Raw genomic sequence first — 17,536 nt, 5'->3', positions numbered from 1 at the left:
CTATTCCGCCGGGTGTGTCTTTCGGAGAGAAATGCCGTCGGCAAGTCTGTCGTAGTCGCGGTCGCAATTACGGGATCGGTGTGCCCTTTTGGGCTTTCTTGGGCTTATCTCAATGCTATGTTTTGACCCGTTTCGTCGCAGACAATGCGTGCACGTTGGTCTGCTCTTTAACCCCTTGCCTATCCAACAACCGGATCGCGTTATGGCGACTTATGTTGTCGAATAATCCCTGCTGTAGGCCAAAACACGAGAGCGCCTTGACGGAATTTGCCATCGTCGCTTCGCCGGCGTGTGGATAGTCGCTTCCGAAAACCACCTGGTCGGGCGAAACGAGACGAAGCAGACCGCCGAGTGCGAACGGGTTGACCGAGAGCGCCGTGTCGTAGTTTAGAGCGCGGAGCTCGTTCATGACACCACGAGTTACCTTCTCCCGAAGATGCTCTCGGCTCTCTAGCCGGGCGAGCCTTTCCGCCAGGAATGGCACGGTCCCACCCGCGTGCGAGAAGATGAACTTGATATTCGCGTACTTGGACAAGGCTCCCGAAAACAGCAGACTAGCGACGGCCCTGGTCGTTTCGAACGGGAATTCGAAGGTCGCGGAAGGTAGATCTGGCAGTGGGGACAGGGGCGGGTTCGTGGGATGGACGAAGACGACGATACTGCGGCGGTCGATCTCCTCGAACAACGGAGCAAAGTGCTCGTCACCGAGGTACTTTCCGCCGTGGTTCGTGAGCAGGCAGACTCCGTCGGCCGTCAGCTCGTCCAAGCAGTAAGTCAGCTCCAAAAGGCTTGCATCGATATCCGGCAACGGAAGTGTCCCAAAGGAGCGGAATCTGCCCGGATAGTCACGCCCCATTCGCGCTGCGTACTCGTTACACTCCCGCGCCAGCGACGGCCGCCTGCCGGCGCGCACCGGGGCCACGGCGGGAGCTGAAAGCGAGAGGACCGCCAGTCCGATGCCGTGCCGGTCCATTGCTTCGATCGAAGCTGATGGGGTCCACATGGGAGCGCGCCCGGAGACCAGCATACGCGCAATTTCGTCGTCGCCGATTTCCTGCATGTATTTTGGAGGCAGGAAATGATGGTGGGTATCTACGGTCCGCATTTGCGGCTCATTGCTCGGCTGGCTGGTCGGGCCCTGCATCGCTCAATCAAACATCGCTACGCAATCGATCTCGATGTTCACGCCGGTCCGGTGAGGCGTGCCACCGACACAGGTCCTGGTGACCTTTTCAGCGCCGATCTCCCTGCGGAACACCTCGTTGAACTTCGCAAAATCGCTTACGTCTCGCAGAATGACCCGCATGTTGACGACGTTCGCCAGGCTTGCACCGGCAGCGTGGAGGACAGCTTGGAGGTTTTCCAAGGTCCGCAGGGCTTGTACTTCAATTCCGCCGTCGACAACCCGCTTCGTCTCAGGATCGAGCGGACCTTGGCCGGACACGAACAGCATGTTTCCGAACCTTATCGCCTGGACGATCGGAGATGCGTTCTGCGCGTCGGTAAAGCCGGTGACAGGGGCATTTTTCGAATTCACGATCGTCTTCGGCATGAGTTTTCCTTGACTTCGGCGCCCAACAGGATCCTAGACCTGCATAGTTCGGTTACTAACTGCACCGAGGGTAACGGACGACCAATGTTGTCGGGCGTGGCCGCACCGCAAAAGGTACTTGAAAATTTCGAAAATCTCAATAATAACCAAAATCAGAATACGGGGACGGATTCTAACCCATTCACTGCGAAGTCACCCGCATTCAGATTAGATCGCCATTCGGTCCGGCGGACAGCCGTGATCGTGACCGACTGGGAGCGCGTCTTACGGCCGTGCTCTCGGTGCCCCTTTGGGGGCTTTCCTCCCTAGACTTGGCGCCATTGGCCAAACCCCGTCGTTCATCATCGAACGACGGGGTTTTCTTTGAAACGGACCGTCGCGATGAACTCTCCAATCTGGTCTTTGCTGGCACCAATGTTTTCCAGCGCCGCGGTTCGAGGGGCCTTGGAAGATGCGCCGTACATTCAGTACATGCTCGATTTCGAAAACGCGCTTGCACGGGCAGAGGCGGTAATCGGCGTTATTCCGGAAAGCGCGGCCGGTCCAATCGCGAAGGCTTGCAAGGCCGAACGCTTCGATCTCGGTGCGCTTGCGGGGGCTGCGTCGCAGTCGGGTAATGTGGCGATTCCGCTAGTAAAGGCCTTGACGGTGAGTGTCGCTAGGACCGATCCGGACGCCGCGCGCTTCGTCCACTGGGGGGCTACGAGCCAGGACGTCATCGATACGGCCACGATGCGGGCTATTCGGACCGCGATCGATGCATTGTTGCCGCTGCTTGATCGCTCGGTCGCGGCATTCGCGCGCTTGGCCCGCAGGCACCGCGAAACACCAATGGTTGCCCGGACCTGGCTGCAACATGCGCTGCCGATGCCCTTTGGCCTCAAGCTTGCCGAATACGCCGCTGCGTTACACCGTTCACGCCGACGTTTGAAGCGCGTACGTGCCGAGGAACTGGCGCTGCAGTTCGGCGGCGCTGCCGGAACGTTGGCCGCGCTCGGTGACAAGGGACTGCTGGTTGCCGAGAAACTAGCACTGGCCCTCGGGCTACCGTTGCCCGAGGCGCCCTGGAATACGCACCGGGACAGAATTGCGGAAATCGCTTCCGTGCTGGCTATCCTGACCGGGACATGCGGCAAGATCGCGCGCGACGTCTCGTTGATGATGCAAACGGACGTAGCGGAGGCCTTTGAGCCGTCAGGGCAGGGGCGGGGCGGCTCTTCGACGATGCCGCATAAACGCAACCCCGTGGCGGCCGCGAGCGCACTGGCGGCGGCCACGATGGCTCCGAACCTGGCTGCGACGATTTTCGCCGCTCAGGTCCAGGAGCACGAACGGAGCGCCGGAGCCTGGCACGCGGAATGGTCAACCCTGCCGACGCTTCTTGCCATCACGTCGGGTGCGATTGCCGCCGTAGTCGACATCGCGGAAGGACTTGAGGTCGACGTCGACCGCATGCGGGTAAACCTCGACGCGACCCACGGCCAGATCATGGCCGAGGCCGTGACTTTCGCCCTGGCGGAAAAGTTGGGAAAGAGCTCCGCTCACCACCTCGTCGAGGCGGCAAGCAAAAAGGCGGTCGCCGCAAAGCTTCATTTGCGCTGCGTGCTGGCCAGCGATCCTAAAGTGACTGCACAGCTCGATCCGGACCGGCTCGCGGAGCTCTTCGAGCCCAGCTCCTATCAAGGAGTTTCACAGGCCTTGATCGACCGTTTGCTGGGGTCCCTCGAAGGCCGTTGCGTCACGTAACGGCAACTCGGAGGTGTTCCGTTGCCCGTCTCATGACTTCATGAAGCCAGTCTTGCGATGCGTCGCCTTCATAGCGCTCGTGCCAGAGCGACCGGACCTCAAGGCGTGTCGTCGGATATGGAAGCTCGTGAATCGAGATCGGATTAGTTTGGGCAAAAGAGTTGGCCAGAGGGCGCGGGACGATGGCGGAAAGTCCCGAACCGTCCAGGAAAGTCGGAAGCGCGAGAAAGTGGGGGAGGGAGACGGCAATCCTCGGCACGCGTTCTGACGCGGACATCGCCCGTTCGAACGAGGCTCGGTCGTACATCTCGGATCTGCGCGCCAGGCCGCGTTCCGAGATGAATCCGTCGACGGCTCCCTCCGGTTCGCCTCCAAACGAGACGACGACAATGGGCAGCTCGGAAAGTGTCTCGGTGGTGAGCTGGCCGAGGTGGTGCGATGAATGCGTGACAAGGACGTCGTCGTATTCGAACAGGAAGCCGGACTTGAACCGCGAGGGGACGGCGGAGAAGGTACCGATGGCAGCGTCAATCCTGCCGAGGTCAATTTGCTCCGCGAGGTCGATCCGGGTGACCGGCTTGATCACGATGTCGACGTGTGGTGCTTCGGTTCTCAAGATGTGAAGCAGGCGGGGAGCGACGACCATGGTGGTGAAGTCGTTTGCTGCGATCGTCAATTTCTTAGTCGAGGTAGCCGGTTCGAACTTAGGTAGCTCGATCGCCTGCTCGAGGGATTTCAGCGCTTCCCGGACCAGGGGCGCCATAGCCAGCGCCCTGGCGGTTGGCTGCATGCCTGTCGCCGTGCGGACGAACAGCTCATCGTCCAACATTTCTCGCAGGCGCGCGAGCGAATGGCTCACGGCGGACTGGCTCAAGCAGACCTTCTGACTGGCCCGCAGAACGCTACGTTCCTCCATCACCGCATCGAAGACGCGAAGCAAATTCAAGTCCAACGTATTGAAGGAACCCATCATATCAGAACCGTGCCAAGCGCGCCGGACGGCGCCGCTGATCCAGAAGATACTTTCCTCGAAAATCGGTCATTTCCGAACCGAAATGGTTAGTTCGACATTCGTTCGCTCGGTCACAGCGGGCGTACCCCTTCCTTGCTAGACCGGAATACGAGGGTTTCCAAGCGTCATTGGGCGCGCGGTGCATGGAGCTTCGATGTTGCGAAGAGGTGGCCGCATGCGCCTGCCAGTGGGATGGACCCGCGTTTCATCCCTTGGCTCGGGAAGACCTACGGGGCGCAGGGAGGGTGCAGCGCTGGCCTGCAGACGGCGTCCGAAACAGGCGGCAGTTTCGGTATGGCACCAGTGGCGTTTTGACCTGAGCCGGGCAGGCCCGTTGGCCCGGCTTTTTAGCTCCTTTTGCCCGAATTAGCGGGGGTATCGGCCGGGTTTCGTCGAACTGAACGAGGCGCATTTTGACCCTGAAGTACTTTCACTTCCGCTGTTCGTCACTCTCCTGAATATCACGGGACTTGCCAAGGGAGGGGAATCATGGTTGGCGGAAAGCGACTAGTGGCGACGATTTTGTGCCTCGTGGCGGTTGTCGGTTCGAACCGGGCGAACGCTCAGGCGACAGGTCCCTTGAAGCTCGGCGTGTTGACGGACATGTCGTCGCTCTACGCGGATAATGGAGGCCTTGGCTCCGTCGTAGCGGCTCAGATGGCGATCGATGATTTCGGCGGTAGCGTTCTCGGCAGGAAAATTGAACTCATCGCCGCGGACCACCAGAACAAGGCCGACGTCGGCGGCGTGATAGCGCGCCGCTGGATCGAAAACGAAAATATTGAAGCAATATTGGACGTACCCAATTCGGCTGTTGCGCTCGCGGTCCAGGGCATCACTCGTGAGAAGAAGAAACTATTTCTTGCTACCGGCGCAGCCACCTCGCGTTTGACCGGGGACGAATGCTCGCAGACCGGGATCCATTGGACCTACGACACGTATGCGCTTTCGCAAGGAGCCACTAAGGCGGTCTCTAAGCTCGGTGTGAAGTCGTGGTTTTTCCTGTCGGCCGATTACTCGTTGGGCGCACAGCTTGAGGCCGACAGTCGCAAGGTCATCGATGCGGAGGGGGGCAAGGTCGTCGGCTCTGTGAAGCATCCGATTAATACGCCGGATTTTTCGTCCTTCCTCTTGCAGGCTCAATCGTCGAAGGCTGAAGCGATCGCGCTGGCCGATGCGGGTGGGGATTTCATCAATGCTGTCAAGCAGGCCGGTGAATTCGGTGTGACCAAGACTCAGAAGCTGGTGGGTCTTCTGGTGTTCATCGCCGACGTCAACAGTCTCGGGTTGCCGAGTGCCCAAGGGTTGATACTGAGTTCCGCGTTCTATTGGGATCTCAATGACGATACGCGCGCCTGGTCGAAGCGCTTCATCGACAAGACCAACAAGGTTCCGACGATGATCCATGCCGGCACCTACGGCGCCGTTATGCATTATCTCAAAGCAGCGGCAGCCGCTGGTTCCGTTGACGGTCCGACGGTTGCTTCGAAAATGCGCGAGATTCCTGTCAACGATTTCATGACCAAAAACGGCAAGATCCGAGAGGACGGCCGCCTGATCCGAGACATGTATCTCTTCAGGGTCAAGAAGCCCGAGGAATCCAAGTACAGGTTCGACTATTATCAGCTTCTGGCAACAATACCGGGCGACGAGGCTTTCAAACCTCAGGAGGAGGGCGGATGTCCTCTAGTAAGCAAGAAGTAGCCGCCAAGGACCCCTCGCATTGCGGCGGCGGCGAAGGGCGGGAGGCTGTCGATAGGATCATAACGGGTCGCTTCGCCAGTCGGTCCTTTACGAGTCGAGCGGTCCCAAAGCAGACGATCGAAGACATTCTCGACGTCGCTAGGTTCGCGCCGAGCGGAGCCAATATCCAACCTTGGAATGTTTACGTCCTCGGTGGGAGCGAGAAGGAAGAGGTCTCGCGGGCGCTACTTGAGGCCCACAACAAGGCTAGGGATCAGCATAAGTCCGAGTACCAGTACTACGCCACGGAGCTGCCTGAGCCCTATCTGTCACGGCGCAATCAGTTTGGCCGCCTCTTCTATGGATCGCTTGGAATCGAGCAGGCGGACTTGGTGGGTCGCGCAGGTCAAACTTCGAAAAACTATGGGTTCTTCGGCGCACCGGTTGGGCTGATCGTCACCATCGATAGGCGGCTGCAGGTCGGAAGTTGGCTCGATCTTGGAATGTTCGTCCAAAATGTGATGATCGCGGCGGGCGCGCGGGGACTTCAGACCTGCCCGCAAGAGACATTCTCGAAGTATCACATTGTGCTTAGGGAATTTCTTCCGATCCCGGCCGAGCAAATGGTCGTCTGCGGCGTTTCAATCGGCTTTGCGGAAGACGAGTTGGTGAGTTCAGGCAGATTGATGCCGAGAGTCGCCGTAAGCGAATTCACAAGGTTTATCGGCTTCGAAGACTGAGCACGAGCGAAAGGATAGGATCGATGGGACACCGGGAAGACTTAATTCAACGTAGTATTCCATTTCTTCAGGAGGTCAAGGACATGACCCCGGGCGCAGACATGGAGAAGTGGCTGAACAAGAAGTACGGTGAAAACAGTGAGCTCTATAAGGACCTCGCCAGGCTGATCAAGCTCGGCGTGAAAGAGGGGTGGGCTGCCAATCAGGAAGTGGACGGACCCAACTACCGGCGCAGCAGGATACTGGAGCCATCGCCTGAGAGCTTCCATTTCAGCATCACCGCTGTCTACATGGACAGCAAGGACCCCAAACGATTCAAGGACAAGCACGACGACGATGTACTGCGCGGCCAGTATCACGGCCACCCCTATGGAGAGCTGAATGTAGTCATTCCGATCGATGAGGGCGCAGAGCTCAAAGGCTTGCAGGGCTGGCAAGGACCGGGTTGGACCGCGCCGGATCCTGGAAGCCGGCATTATCCCGAGGTAAGAGGGGGAGCCGTGATTGCCCTGTTCTACCTTCCGGCGGGCCGTATCTCGTACGATTTCGAAGCGCCGAAGTAATTGTTGCCGGCCGCTGGTTTGCAGATTGCTTGTGGGGCCCTGTAACCGAGCCACCCTGAGTTTCGATAGTGACAACCGAAGTGAGAAGAGTCTTATGACGTTCGTCTATCCGCGCGAAAGTACCGAGGAAAGCTTCGCCCCGCGGCTTTTTGCTGGTTACAAGAGCACGATCAAGCGTGCGCCCGCGAAGCCCTTGATCATCATGCCGCTTACCTTGTCCGAACTGACGGGACCGGTCTATGGCCACGAAACCGTGCGTGAGCGTGACAACGACCTGACGGTCCAGCACGCCGGTGAGCCCATTGGCGAGCGTATCATCGTCCATGGCCACGTGCTGGACGAGGATGGTCGCGGCGTCGCCAACACGTTGGTCGAGCTATGGCAGGCCAACGCCTGCGGCCGCTACATACACGTCGTCGATCAGCACCCAGCGCCCCTGGATCCCAATTTCACGGGCGCCGGGCGCGCGGTGACCGACGAAAAGGGCTACTATCGATTTGTCACGATCAAGCCTGGCGCCTATCCTTGGGGAAATCACAAGAATGCCTGGCGGCCGGCGCACATCCATTTTTCAGTGTTTGGGCACTCCTTCCTGTCGCGTGTCGTGACGCAGATGTATTTCCCCAATGATCCCTTGTTCGAGTTCGACCCGATTTTCAATTCCGTGGCGGACGAAAAAGCCCGGATGCGCATGGTGTCCAGTTTCGACCTCGACAGCACCCAGCCCGACTGGGCGCTTGCCTATCGTTTCAATATCGTGCTGCGAGGGCGCAACGCCACGCCGCTGGAGACCCATTGATGACCGGCATTACCCCATCGCAGACCGTCGGCCCATATTTCAAATATGGCCTGACGCCGGGTGACGACTATGCCTGGAACGACGCCTTTACCAACGATCTGGCCACTCCGGATGTGTCGGGCGAGCGCATCCGCATCGAGGGTAGGGTGTTCGACGGCGACGGCAAGATCGTTTCGGATTCGATGCTCGAAATCTGGCAGCCCGACGGGCAGGGTCGCTTTAGCGATCCGCAGGGCGGACGCTCGCTGCAGAACCTGGCATTTCGCGGGTTCGGACGCTGCGGTACGAGCAGCGATGGAAAGTACAATTTCAAGACAATCAAGCCGGGTTCGGTGCCGGGCCCAAACGACAGGCAGCAGGCGCCGCACATCGTGCTTGCGGTCTACGCGCGGGGCATGACGCGGCAGGCGCAAACCAGGATTTATTTCTCGGATGAGGTCGCGAACGCATCCGATCCTATACTGGCGCTCGTACCTGCGGATCGTCGTGATTCTCTGGTGGCCAAGAAGGAAAGCGACGCTCAGGGTACGGTCTATCGCTTCGACATCCACCTGCAGGGCGACAACGAAACCGTATTCTTCGACATTTAAACAGAGGGACGCGATTGCCCCATATTGTCTGTCACTACTCGGCGAAACAGGAAATGCCGCCGATCGGCAAGATTCTCCTTTCCCTGCATAACGCGGCTGCTTCGACCGGTGTCGTTAAGGCGGAGGATTTGAAGATCCGAGCTCAAAGGTTTGACGACTTTTTGGTGGCTGGAGAAGCCCGATCATTTTTTCATGTCTCGCTATACTTGCTCGCCGGCAGGACGGGACAACAGAAGCAAGCGCTGAGCGTGGAACTTCGAAGAGCACTGTCCGAGCTCCTCACGAGCACATACAGCATAAGCGTCGATATCCGCGACATGGACCCGGATGCATACAAGAAGCGTCTGCTCGAATGAGAACGGTTTCCAATACTCAATTTCAATCATCGGGTATGAGACGGCGGCGTTCTATGCGGGATCATGTTCAGTGAGATCGGGGATAGGCGCAACGGGAGCCGGATTCAAAAGTTGAACAGTTGAACGGCGCTGCTCGTTATGGAAATGGCTCGCGTGTTGTGCACATCGCACCAAGTTGGTCGGCATGATTCAGCGACCAATGTCGGTTCAACATCTTAGACTAGTCATCATATAATCTTCCAAGGAAGATAGTGTGTCAAGGTGTGTCGCGCGGTTGGGCAAGCGACGAAATCAGCAAAACTACCTAGGCTCGCTAATCCGCTAAATTTGCCGCATCATTCAGCAACGTTGGCCGCTTTTTGCGCACGACAGGATGGATTGCCTGGCGTTATAGAATTATCATCCTAGGAAGATAACTGGAGTGTTGTTCGTCATGGCCCGAATTCTCCGCATATCGTCCTCGCCTCGCCCGCGAGGTTGCTCTACAAAGATCGCCGACGCCTTCGTCAACGAATACGTCTCGATAAATGGATCTGACGTCGTGGACCGAATTGATTTATGGTCGTACGACCTTCCTGAACTCGACTCCGTCGCAATCGAGGCGAAGTATGCGGTGCTGCGACGCGCTAACCATTCCGAATCCGAACGGTCAGTCTGGCGCCGCATTGTGGATGAAGCCGAGAAGTTCAAGGCTTACGACAAATACATTTTTAGCGTGCCGATGTGGAATTGGGGTATCCCGTTTATTCTAAAGAAGTACATTGATACAATTACGCAGCCTGGATTGTTGTTTGAGTGGTCGCCAAAAGCCGGATATGTCGGGCTTGTTAACAAGCCTGTCGTCGCAATCTACAGTAGTTCGTTCGATTATGGGGAAGGGTCGGGGATGACCGGCATGGACCATCAGAAGCGGTATTTCGATCACTGGTTACGCGTTATCGGATGCAGAGACATCCAATCGATCGTCGTTGCGCCGACGTCAGCCGCATTTTCTGAGTCGGTAGTGGCTCTCGAAAAAGCGAAACAGCAAGCGCGAGAAATTGCCCGTATATTCTAGTGAGCTGCAGCAACTCGCCTCTTCCGTCCGGTGTGGTGGTTCAGAAATGTGTGGTAAGCGTCGCCCCCTCATCGTGAACAAAAACCGCAAGCACCTCTGCGGAGTCAGTGCGGCTGACGTTCTCAGCAAATATATGAATCGCTCCCAACGGCTCAAAGAACGTCTCTCCTGGACCGTAGGTTGCGGCCGGCGTTCCCTCGATCTGCGAACGAATGGTACCAGAGAGTACGTGGACTGTTACGGAGCCTCCATGGTAATGCTTGGGCGACCAGCCTCCCGGAGGAAATTTCACTCGAACCAGAGAGATATTCTTGCCCGGAACGTGAGAAAGTTTTTCGGTGGAGATGACCTCTGCGACGGCCCCGGGGCGTTCTGCGGCAGACTCCATGGTGTAGCTGCGATCAGTTTGCGAGCTGCAGAGATCCGCAAAAGTCGCGTACAAGAACTTGGGCAAGAGAAGCGAGGCGCTTGTTGACGGAGCGGGGCCGAGAAAAGTTGCGAACAGGATTGCCGCTAAGACGCCGCTAGCAGCTGATGTCACGGCCGCGATGGGAAGCGAATTCGGGGCCATTGTAGGGATTTGTGCGTTACGGTTGTTGGGCAAGAGTTTCTCTCCTCTTTCGCATTTTGGCTTTGCAGTCTATAAAAGCCATAAAGCTTCCTGGGAAGAGAAGCATCCAACGCGCTTTGCTTTCCAAGTGCGGCCGGCCGGCGTTGGACGGAGGCGTGTTTCCAACCGCCGCAAGCTTCCATGCAGAGGTTGGGCGACGAGATCCGACTGACCCGTCCGCATGATTTACTTCTAGCGAAACGGCACCTGCAGATACCCTACAGCCCACTCCATTAATGGACCCGCGTAAACGGCTTCCGCATCTCCCCTTTCACGATCCGCTTGTGGTTCTGCTGCATTTCGCTGGCGCCGGAATGGCCGCCTCCGGACGGTGCGGGCCGAGCAACCTCGCTTGAGGCCGCTTTGCAATCGTTTTCGGGTAGGAAGCGGACGAAAGAGTCTTGTGAAGCTGGTTCATGGCACCGTCAAGCGCCGAGTGCGAGCAGTTTGAAGATCCGAGTACCAGTCCCGGCTCACCGGATCGAACGCGGAACGACGTGAGAGGTGTCATTTTAACACCGGCGCGTTTGATTGCTTGGGCGAACGCAACATCATCAATGTCTTCATCAAACAGGGCAGTGAGATGTGTACCGCCAGCCGCCTCGATCGGCCTTAAGCGACCGCCGGTCTCGTCTGTGATCGCTGCTACGAGATCGCGTCGCCGTCTCGGATACAGCGCCCTCATCTTGCCAAGATGGCGATCGAAGTTCCCGTCTTCGATGAAGCGGTGCACAACAGCCTGCATGAAATGCGGTTGGTGGCCATCGATGATGCGACGGATTTGGGAGAACCGCTCGACCAGCGCGGGCGGTACCACGACGTAGCCGATACGCAACGACGGATTCAGCACCTTGCTGAACGTCCCGATATATACAACGCGCTCGTACCCGCCGGCGCCCGCGAGAGAGTCGGGAGGCTTCCCGACGAAATGAAATTCGGTGTAGTAATCGTCCTCGACTATCCAGCCCTTCGAGGACCGAGCCCAGGAGAGCACGCGACGACGCCTTTGTTGGCTGAGAGCCATCCCAGCGGGAATTGATGGGCAGGCGTCACCACAGCCAGCTTGGCGCCGGACCATAAATCGATGCCGGCATCCACGACAATGCCTTCGCTGTCGCCGGGACAGGTCGGGCAATCATCCCGGTACGACGAAGCGCGTCCCTCGTTGGACCGTGTCGCCGGCGCACATCACGCGCCGCTGGGGCCGGCGGGCTTGAAGACAGACAGGGGCGAGGGGTCGCGACTGGGAGCTGGTGGCACGCGCCCGTCGATGTCGGTGAACCCGTATTCCGCGGCCAATTCGGAAGCAAGCAGGATCTGCCCAGTCTTGTTCATGACGAGAGAATCGCTGGCTAAGGCCGCGACCGCACGTCCGACGAAGATCGGTGTTTCGCCTCTCTCTGCGATGAGCTTGGCGAGCGCCGGCGGAACGCGATCCGGTTGGGCGGCGAGCTTCTCGCTTTTTATGTATCCAGGCCAGATCGATACCGCGGCGATGCCGTAAGGCTTCAATTCGTGCGCCATGTCGCGTGCCATCCTGTCCACGCCCGACTTTTGAACGCCGAACGGTACGTTGAAGGTGTACCGGATCCCTCCGCCTGACGATGTGTTCACGATGAGCCCATTCCCGCGACCAAGCATCAACGGAACGCTTAATTGGCTGGCAACGAAATGGGAGCGTAAGCCCACGTCGTGCATCAGATCCCAGACTGAGACCGGCACTTCCCAGAACGGCACGTTCACCGGCATCACGTTTGGTGCGGCGAACACGTTGTTCACGAGCAAATCGAGACCGCCGCAGTCCCGCTGGATGCGGAGGAACACTTCCTTCACGGCCTTGTCGTCGGAGTGATCGCACTCGAGTCCGATGCCAGTGCCGCCGGCCTGCGCTATTTCGGCGATCGTCTCGTCCAACGAGCCGGGCCAATCGGCTGTTCCGCTCTTGCGGGTTCGTGCGGTCACGAAAATCGTCGCGCCCGCTTCCGCAAGCCCCAAGGCCACCCCCTTGCCGACACCGCGGCTGCCACCGGTAACCACTGCAATGCAGCCTTCCAGACGTTTGGTCGACATAGATCGTTCCTCCCTAGGAGCGACGCGCTCCTTTGGCTTGGTCGAATTTCGAAACCCCGGCGCCGATCGAACGACGCATTGACAACAATCTTCCTAGGAAGATAATATGACTCATGCTTCCTCTCGCGTCAACTCAATCAAAGGAAGGTTCCAATGGTCACCAGGGAAGAAAACGAATTGTTGTGTCGTGTTACCGGCGACGCTCCGATGGGAAAGATGCTGCGGCAGCATTACTGGCTGCCGGCCGTCCTTTCGGTCCGTGTCAAGAAAGGCGAGGCACCCGTACGGGTGAAGCTCTTCGGTCAGAACTTCGTCGCATTCAGAGGCGCCGACGGCAAGGTCGGATTCCTTGACGAAGCATGCCCTCATCGGGGGGCCTCGCTTGCCTTGGCACGCGTCGAGGACTGCTCACTGCGCTGCCTGTTCCACGGATGGAAGATCAGCTCCGGGGGCGAGGTGCTCGATGTACCGAACGAGCCGAACAGTCCGAAGGAGTTCGCCAAGACAGTGAAGGTGAAGGCGTATCCGGTCCGCGAGGGCGCCGGCCTTGTGTGGGTTTGGCTGGGCGAGGGCGAGGCTCCGCCGTGCTGCGATTTCGAATGGATGGATCTCCCGCCCGACCAGGTCTACGCCGCCGGTATCGAATTGAACGCAAACTGGCTCCAGGGGGTCGAGGCGACGATCGATTCTTCGCATGTTGCGCTTTTGCATGCGAGTTGGACGACAAACTCCGCGACCGACTTCGCCGCAACCCGCGAAAACACGGCGGTCAGCTACGAGTTCGACAGAAAGTCCTACGGTTTCCGGGCCGCCGCGCTCCGCTCGGCGCCGGACGGATCTTGTGTCGCGCGCGTCACCGAATTTGTGATGCCGTACTACGGGCTGATCGCTCCGATCTTTACCGGACCGAACCAGGATCGCACCGCCATCATCGCCGTTCCGATCGACGATGAGAACCTCATCCAGTGGTACATCTACTACAACCCCGTGAAACCGGTCGACTCCTGGCGTCGAACGCAGCGGGCCAACCAATGGCCTATGGCCGGGGGTCTGCCCGGCGACAAGAGCACCAATTGGGGACAGAACCGTCAGATCATGGACGCCGGCAACAACACCGGTTTCTTCGAGATCGTCATCGAGGATTTTGTCGTCATGGTCAGCATGGGACCGATCGTCGACAGGTCAGCGGAGTATCTGTGCTCGGCCGATCAGGCGATCGTTCGCGTACGCCGGCAGCTACTCGAAGAGGTCAAGGCGTTCATGGCCGGAAAGACCCCGAAGAGCGCGCAATGCGAGACCATGTCGTATCGGGACATCCGCGCCGTCGGCGGCCGGCTGGCGACAGCCTCCGAAGACTGGAGACAGATCGCGCCATAGGCGCGATCGATAACCGGCGCGGCGGCCAGCGCCGCCGCGCGCTTTCTCACTGATCAGGAGGATATCAAGATGTCGGCTTGGCAAGCCTTGTGTCCCGTCTCGAAGCTCTCGGATGGAGAACCGGTCGGGGTAAAGTTAGGGGACCTGCGCGTCGCCTTGTATATGGTGAATGGAGAGGTGTTCGCTACAGACGACGTCTGTCCTCACGCCTACGCGCTATTATCGAGCGGCTTTCTCGAAGAGTACGTCATTGAATGTCCCTTACACGGTGCGATGTTCGACGTAAGGTCGGGTAGGTGCCAGACCACGACATACAGGGACGTGCGGACTTACACGGTCGAAGTGCGGGACGGCGAAGTATTCGTCGATCTCGATACTGCGGACGCGGCCTGATTGGATTCTCGACCAGGCACCTCTCACTAAAATGGCCGCGCTGCGGGGGGGCCTGATTTGCGATCGCGACGCGGGCCCCGGCTTTACTGGACCGACAATTTTTCCGCGAGGGGCGTCCAGTGGCTTCCGTCGAAGCGCTGTGCCCGGAGCGTCTTGATCAGGCGATAGTCGTCGGCACTGGTGTTGACAGTGACGCCCGGGATCAATCCGGGAAGCTCGACCTTGTTCAGTGAAGTCGCCTGCTTCATGAGATTTGCGGACGACACGTCAGATCCGCATGCTTCGATCACTTTCGTCATGAGCACCGCGATGTTCCAACCCGTGAAGTTCAGCTGATCCTCCAGGTCCCCATCCGGGTAGTACTTCTTCATAAAGGCGAGCCATTCGAGGTAGGCCGGGTCGTTCGCCCACTCCGGATCGCCGACCGACTTCGTCGGCGTGGCCGAGATCGCGCCTTTTGCGTATTCGAGGCCTCCGGGCCGTAGGATTGTTGAAATAAAATTGCTTCCGATCGGAAGAAACTGTTGCGCACGCCAACCGATCTCGCCTGCCTTCCTGATTGCTTGTGATGTGAACTTTCCGGTCGATGCGTTGAGGAACACGCTCGCGTTGGTGGCCGCCAGCGCGATGACCTGGGACTCGACTGTCGGGGACGTCACTTCGTAAGCGGTCGCCGCTACGATCTCCGCGGCGGGATCCCGTTTGGCGAGCTGAGTCTTGAACCCTCGCAGGTACTCCCTGCCGTAATCGTCATTCTGGTAAAGGACCGCGACTTTTGCGTGTGGAATGGTGTCGGCGACTAGGTCCGCGTATATCGTTGCTTCGGTGCTGAACAACGTCATCCCCGATATGCTGTATGGGCTGGTTTTAGGGTCCGCGAAGCGGTCGCTTGCTGCAAATACGAAGAGTTGAGGTACCTTCTTGGCGTTGAGATACTTCTGCACCGCGGAGTTCTGCGCCGTTCCCATACTGCCGAAGATGGCGATGGCTTCTTCACTCTCGACCAGCTTGCGGGTCTGCTCGACGGCCTTCGGCGGGCTGTAGGCATCATCCAGGGAGATCAGTTTGATCTTTCGCCCGTTGATGCCCCCGCGCTCGTTGATCATCTGGAAATAGCGGGTCTGGACCTTTCCGATCGCGCTCAATGCGGATGCCGGACCGCTGTAGGGCATGGTTTGCCCCAACACTATTTCGCCGTCGGCTGCGTGCGCGGTCGATAACATGGCGGAAAAGGCCACTACGAGCGCGAGTTGTCGTCTTGAAATCTTCATTGTCAGCACCAGAACCTCGAAGTGAGCAATAATCTTCCTAGGAACAATCTTCCTAGGAAGTTAAATTGTCAAGGCGCAGCCAGCTGTGCTGGTCTGCACATTTCGTCGCAGTTTCAAACGATTCAAGGAGCGGGCCCGTTTCGCCCCAACTTCCGGGCGGACATTCCAACGCGGGAATGCTAGACCCTGTCGTAAGCGATGCCGCAGAATCGGTTCTCCGCTCTGCGACGACGGATGGGAAAGAATCGGATGAAAAGGGAAAGTGCAGGTCGAAATAAGTCGACTGCCGCTGCTTCGCGAACACATCGAAAGGAAATGATGTTCGACGACATCGAATCCGCGTGGCTGGTCGAACGGCCTGATCTCAATCTGGCGGTAGCTTGCACGCTGCTACGGATGGAGCGCGCCAATCACTTGCACGAGGCCAGGGTTCACGCGATCTCGAAGACAATCGGGCTGCAAACCGGCGAACTCCATGTCCTGCTTGCGCTAAGGCGTTCCGGGAAGCCTTACGAACTGCGCCCGACAGATCTCTTCCGTGCATTGCTTGTAACGTCCGGCGCGATGACAAAGCGCGTGGGGCGGCTGCAGGACGGCGGATTTATCCTCAGGGTTTCGGCCAACGACGACGGCCGGTCGGAACTGGTGCGGTTGACGGCCAAGGGATTAGCCGTGGCGGATCGAGGTATCGCCGAAATAGCCCGCGTCGTGGAGCACGTGAAGATCGCGAGCGGCTTGACCGACCAGGAGATAGACGGCCTGGACCGTTCCTTGCGAAAGCTACTGAGCGTCCAAACCCTCAAGCTTCCGAATGAGTTGAAGAAGAGCGCCGCAAGGCGGCGTGCCTCGTAGCGCCGGAAAGCGCGGACGCTTAGACCAATAGGGGCTTTGCGGTCGCCGACATATCGCGCAGCAGCGGAACAAAGCGGTCAATCATCTCGCCGGTGGTGATGCGATCGATGTGCGCTCCGATATTGGCAGCCGCGATGATCGTTCCATCATATCGGTGGATCGGAACGGAGACTGACCGAAAACCGGCCTCGGCCTCCTGGTCCACAAGCGAATAGCCCTTGCTTCGATCGGTGATGATGGTCGCGACGATGAGGTGCTTGTCCACGATCGTCTCCGGTGTCTCCGATTTCACGGGGATAGCGTCGATCGCTGCAGCCAGGTCTTCGTTGGAGAGGCGGCCGAGCAGGACACGCCCGACAGAAGTGCAGAATGCCGGAAGACGATAGCCGATGTCTATTCCGGAGGGGAACACCCGAGCGGGGCTGGCCCGTGCAACGAAGACGACCTCGTTCCCGTCGAGCAGTGCCAGGGAACAGACTTCCTTGGCCTTGCTGGAGACGTCGTCCATGAGCGGTTGCATGACCGTGCTGATCTGATTGGAAGCCAGGTAGGCCGACGCCAGGGTCAATACGTGCGGCGTCAGCGAAAACAGCCTTTCGTCGCCACTCACGAAGCCCGACTTCTGGAGCGTCATGAGGATCCTGCGGGCCGTGGCGCGCGGCAGGTTCGCGATCTTTGCGATGTCGCTGAGGGTCATCGGCCGGCGGTCAATCCCGAAGGATTGCAGGACGCGAAGACCTCGATCGAGGCTTTCGATGAACTCGGGTCCCTCCCGTCTGGCTTCCGTTTCTTCAGCCGTCCGCTTGAGTTTAGGCATTTCGCGTGAGCCGTCCGTTCCTCGTTGTTTGCCCTGCTTGGCAGAAAA

19 protein-coding genes are annotated in these 17,536 nt (G+C 58.6%); 11 read left to right on the top strand and 8 right to left on the bottom strand.

Translation table 11 applies throughout. The annotated features are described in order from the left end of the window. Window positions 1-115: 115 nt before the first annotated feature. Both V1283_RS28170 and V1283_RS28165 read right to left on the bottom strand, forming a co-directional pair. Window positions 116-1,144, bottom strand: coding sequence for an amidohydrolase family protein (locus V1283_RS28170; protein WP_334389849.1), 1,029 nt, complete (start codon window positions 1,142-1,144; stop codon window positions 116-118). A gap of 3 nt (window positions 1,145-1,147) precedes the next feature. Then, window positions 1,148-1,552: a Rid family hydrolase gene (locus V1283_RS28165; RefSeq protein WP_334389848.1), complete on the bottom strand. Its 405-nt coding sequence runs from the start codon at window positions 1,550-1,552 to the stop codon at window positions 1,148-1,150. Between the two features lie 381 nt (window positions 1,553-1,933). On the opposite strand from V1283_RS28165, the gene V1283_RS28160 reads away from it, so the two are divergent. Beyond that, window positions 1,934-3,298, top strand: coding sequence for a 3-carboxy-cis,cis-muconate cycloisomerase (locus tag V1283_RS28160; protein ID WP_334393208.1), 1,365 nt, complete (start codon window positions 1,934-1,936; stop codon window positions 3,296-3,298). Here the strand turns inward: V1283_RS28160 and V1283_RS28155 are convergent. Further along, window positions 3,291-4,268 carry a LysR family transcriptional regulator gene (locus tag V1283_RS28155; protein ID WP_334389847.1) on the bottom strand — a complete coding sequence of 326 codons (978 nt, stop codon included), beginning with the start codon at window positions 4,266-4,268 and terminating at the stop codon, window positions 3,291-3,293. The two genes, V1283_RS28160 and V1283_RS28155, sit on opposite strands and share 8 nt — an antisense overlap. A gap of 531 nt (window positions 4,269-4,799) precedes the next feature. Between V1283_RS28155 and V1283_RS28150 the strand changes: the two genes are divergently transcribed. The 7 genes from V1283_RS28150 to V1283_RS28120 all read left to right on the top strand — a co-directional run bounded on the left by V1283_RS28150 (window position 4,800) and on the right by V1283_RS28120 (window position 10,098). Further along, window positions 4,800-6,014 carry an ABC transporter substrate-binding protein gene (locus V1283_RS28150; RefSeq protein WP_334389846.1) on the top strand — a complete coding sequence of 405 codons (1,215 nt, stop codon included), beginning with the start codon at window positions 4,800-4,802 and terminating at the stop codon, window positions 6,012-6,014. Next, a complete protein-coding gene (locus tag V1283_RS28145; RefSeq protein WP_334389845.1) occupies window positions 5,990-6,733 on the top strand; it encodes a nitroreductase in 744 nt (247 codons plus the stop codon). The genes V1283_RS28150 and V1283_RS28145 overlap by 25 nt, the downstream gene beginning before the upstream one ends. A 23-nt stretch (window positions 6,734-6,756) precedes the next feature. Beyond that, window positions 6,757-7,296, top strand: coding sequence for a 4-hydroxylaminobenzoate lyase (locus V1283_RS28140; RefSeq protein WP_334389844.1), 540 nt, complete (start codon window positions 6,757-6,759; stop codon window positions 7,294-7,296). Window positions 7,297-7,390: 94 nt separating this feature from the next. Then, window positions 7,391-8,095, top strand: a complete 705-nt coding sequence (gene pcaH, locus V1283_RS28135; RefSeq protein ID WP_334389842.1) for a protocatechuate 3,4-dioxygenase subunit beta — start codon at window positions 7,391-7,393, stop codon at window positions 8,093-8,095. Further along, complete coding sequence (gene pcaG / locus V1283_RS28130; protein WP_334389841.1) at window positions 8,095-8,685, top strand: protocatechuate 3,4-dioxygenase subunit alpha; 591 nt, start codon at window positions 8,095-8,097, stop codon at window positions 8,683-8,685. Before pcaH ends, pcaG begins: the two co-directional genes overlap by 1 nt. Window positions 8,686-8,699: 14 nt before the next feature. Continuing rightward, complete coding sequence (locus V1283_RS28125) at window positions 8,700-9,041, top strand: 5-carboxymethyl-2-hydroxymuconate Delta-isomerase (protein WP_334389840.1); 342 nt, start codon at window positions 8,700-8,702, stop codon at window positions 9,039-9,041. 433 nt (window positions 9,042-9,474) lie between these two features. After that, window positions 9,475-10,098, top strand: a complete 624-nt coding sequence (locus tag V1283_RS28120; protein WP_334389839.1) for an FMN-dependent NADH-azoreductase — start codon at window positions 9,475-9,477, stop codon at window positions 10,096-10,098. A 40-nt stretch (window positions 10,099-10,138) separates the two neighbouring features. On the opposite strand, the gene V1283_RS28115 is transcribed toward V1283_RS28120, so the two are convergent. From V1283_RS28115 to V1283_RS28105, 3 genes are all read right to left on the bottom strand, one after another. Continuing rightward, window positions 10,139-10,702, bottom strand: a complete 564-nt coding sequence (locus tag V1283_RS28115) for a cupin domain-containing protein (RefSeq protein WP_334389838.1) — start codon at window positions 10,700-10,702, stop codon at window positions 10,139-10,141. A 277-nt stretch (window positions 10,703-10,979) separates the two neighbouring features. Further along, window positions 10,980-11,786 (bottom strand): aminotransferase-like domain-containing protein, encoded by an 807-nt coding sequence (locus tag V1283_RS28110; RefSeq protein ID WP_334389837.1) that lies wholly within the window; start codon window positions 11,784-11,786, stop codon window positions 10,980-10,982. A 110-nt stretch (window positions 11,787-11,896) separates the two neighbouring features. After that, entirely contained in the window at window positions 11,897-12,778 is an 882-nt protein-coding gene (locus tag V1283_RS28105; RefSeq protein ID WP_334389836.1) for an SDR family NAD(P)-dependent oxidoreductase, read from the bottom strand. Window positions 12,779-12,931: 153 nt separating this feature from the next. Here V1283_RS28105 and V1283_RS28100 point away from each other — a divergent pair, with 153 nt between their 5' ends. Further along, window positions 12,932-14,155 (top strand): Rieske 2Fe-2S domain-containing protein, encoded by a 1,224-nt coding sequence (locus V1283_RS28100; protein ID WP_334389835.1) that lies wholly within the window; start codon window positions 12,932-12,934, stop codon window positions 14,153-14,155. A 69-nt stretch (window positions 14,156-14,224) separates the two neighbouring features. Continuing rightward, on the top strand, window positions 14,225-14,548 hold the full coding sequence (locus V1283_RS28095) for a Rieske (2Fe-2S) protein (protein WP_334389834.1): 324 nt from the start codon (window positions 14,225-14,227) through the stop codon (window positions 14,546-14,548). An 83-nt stretch (window positions 14,549-14,631) separates the two neighbouring features. Here V1283_RS28095 and V1283_RS28090 read toward each other — a convergent pair whose 3' ends face one another. Continuing rightward, entirely contained in the window at window positions 14,632-15,819 is a 1,188-nt protein-coding gene (locus V1283_RS28090; protein ID WP_334393206.1) for an ABC transporter substrate-binding protein, read from the bottom strand. 318 nt (window positions 15,820-16,137) lie between these two features. On the opposite strand from V1283_RS28090, the gene V1283_RS28085 reads away from it, so the two are divergent. Continuing rightward, window positions 16,138-16,671, top strand: a complete 534-nt coding sequence (locus V1283_RS28085) for a MarR family winged helix-turn-helix transcriptional regulator (protein ID WP_334389833.1) — start codon at window positions 16,138-16,140, stop codon at window positions 16,669-16,671. Window positions 16,672-16,690: 19 nt separating this feature from the next. Here V1283_RS28085 and V1283_RS28080 read toward each other — a convergent pair whose 3' ends face one another. Then, entirely contained in the window at window positions 16,691-17,488 is a 798-nt protein-coding gene (locus V1283_RS28080; RefSeq protein ID WP_334389832.1) for an IclR family transcriptional regulator domain-containing protein, read from the bottom strand. Window positions 17,489-17,536: the final 48 nt, after the last annotated feature.

The sequence above is a fragment of the Bradyrhizobium sp. AZCC 2262 genome, from assembly GCF_036924535.1.
In the GTDB taxonomy this organism is placed as follows: domain Bacteria; phylum Pseudomonadota; class Alphaproteobacteria; order Rhizobiales; family Xanthobacteraceae; genus Bradyrhizobium.
Note: the sequence above shows the minus strand (reverse complement) of the source record. Positions and strands in the feature narration are given on the sequence as shown.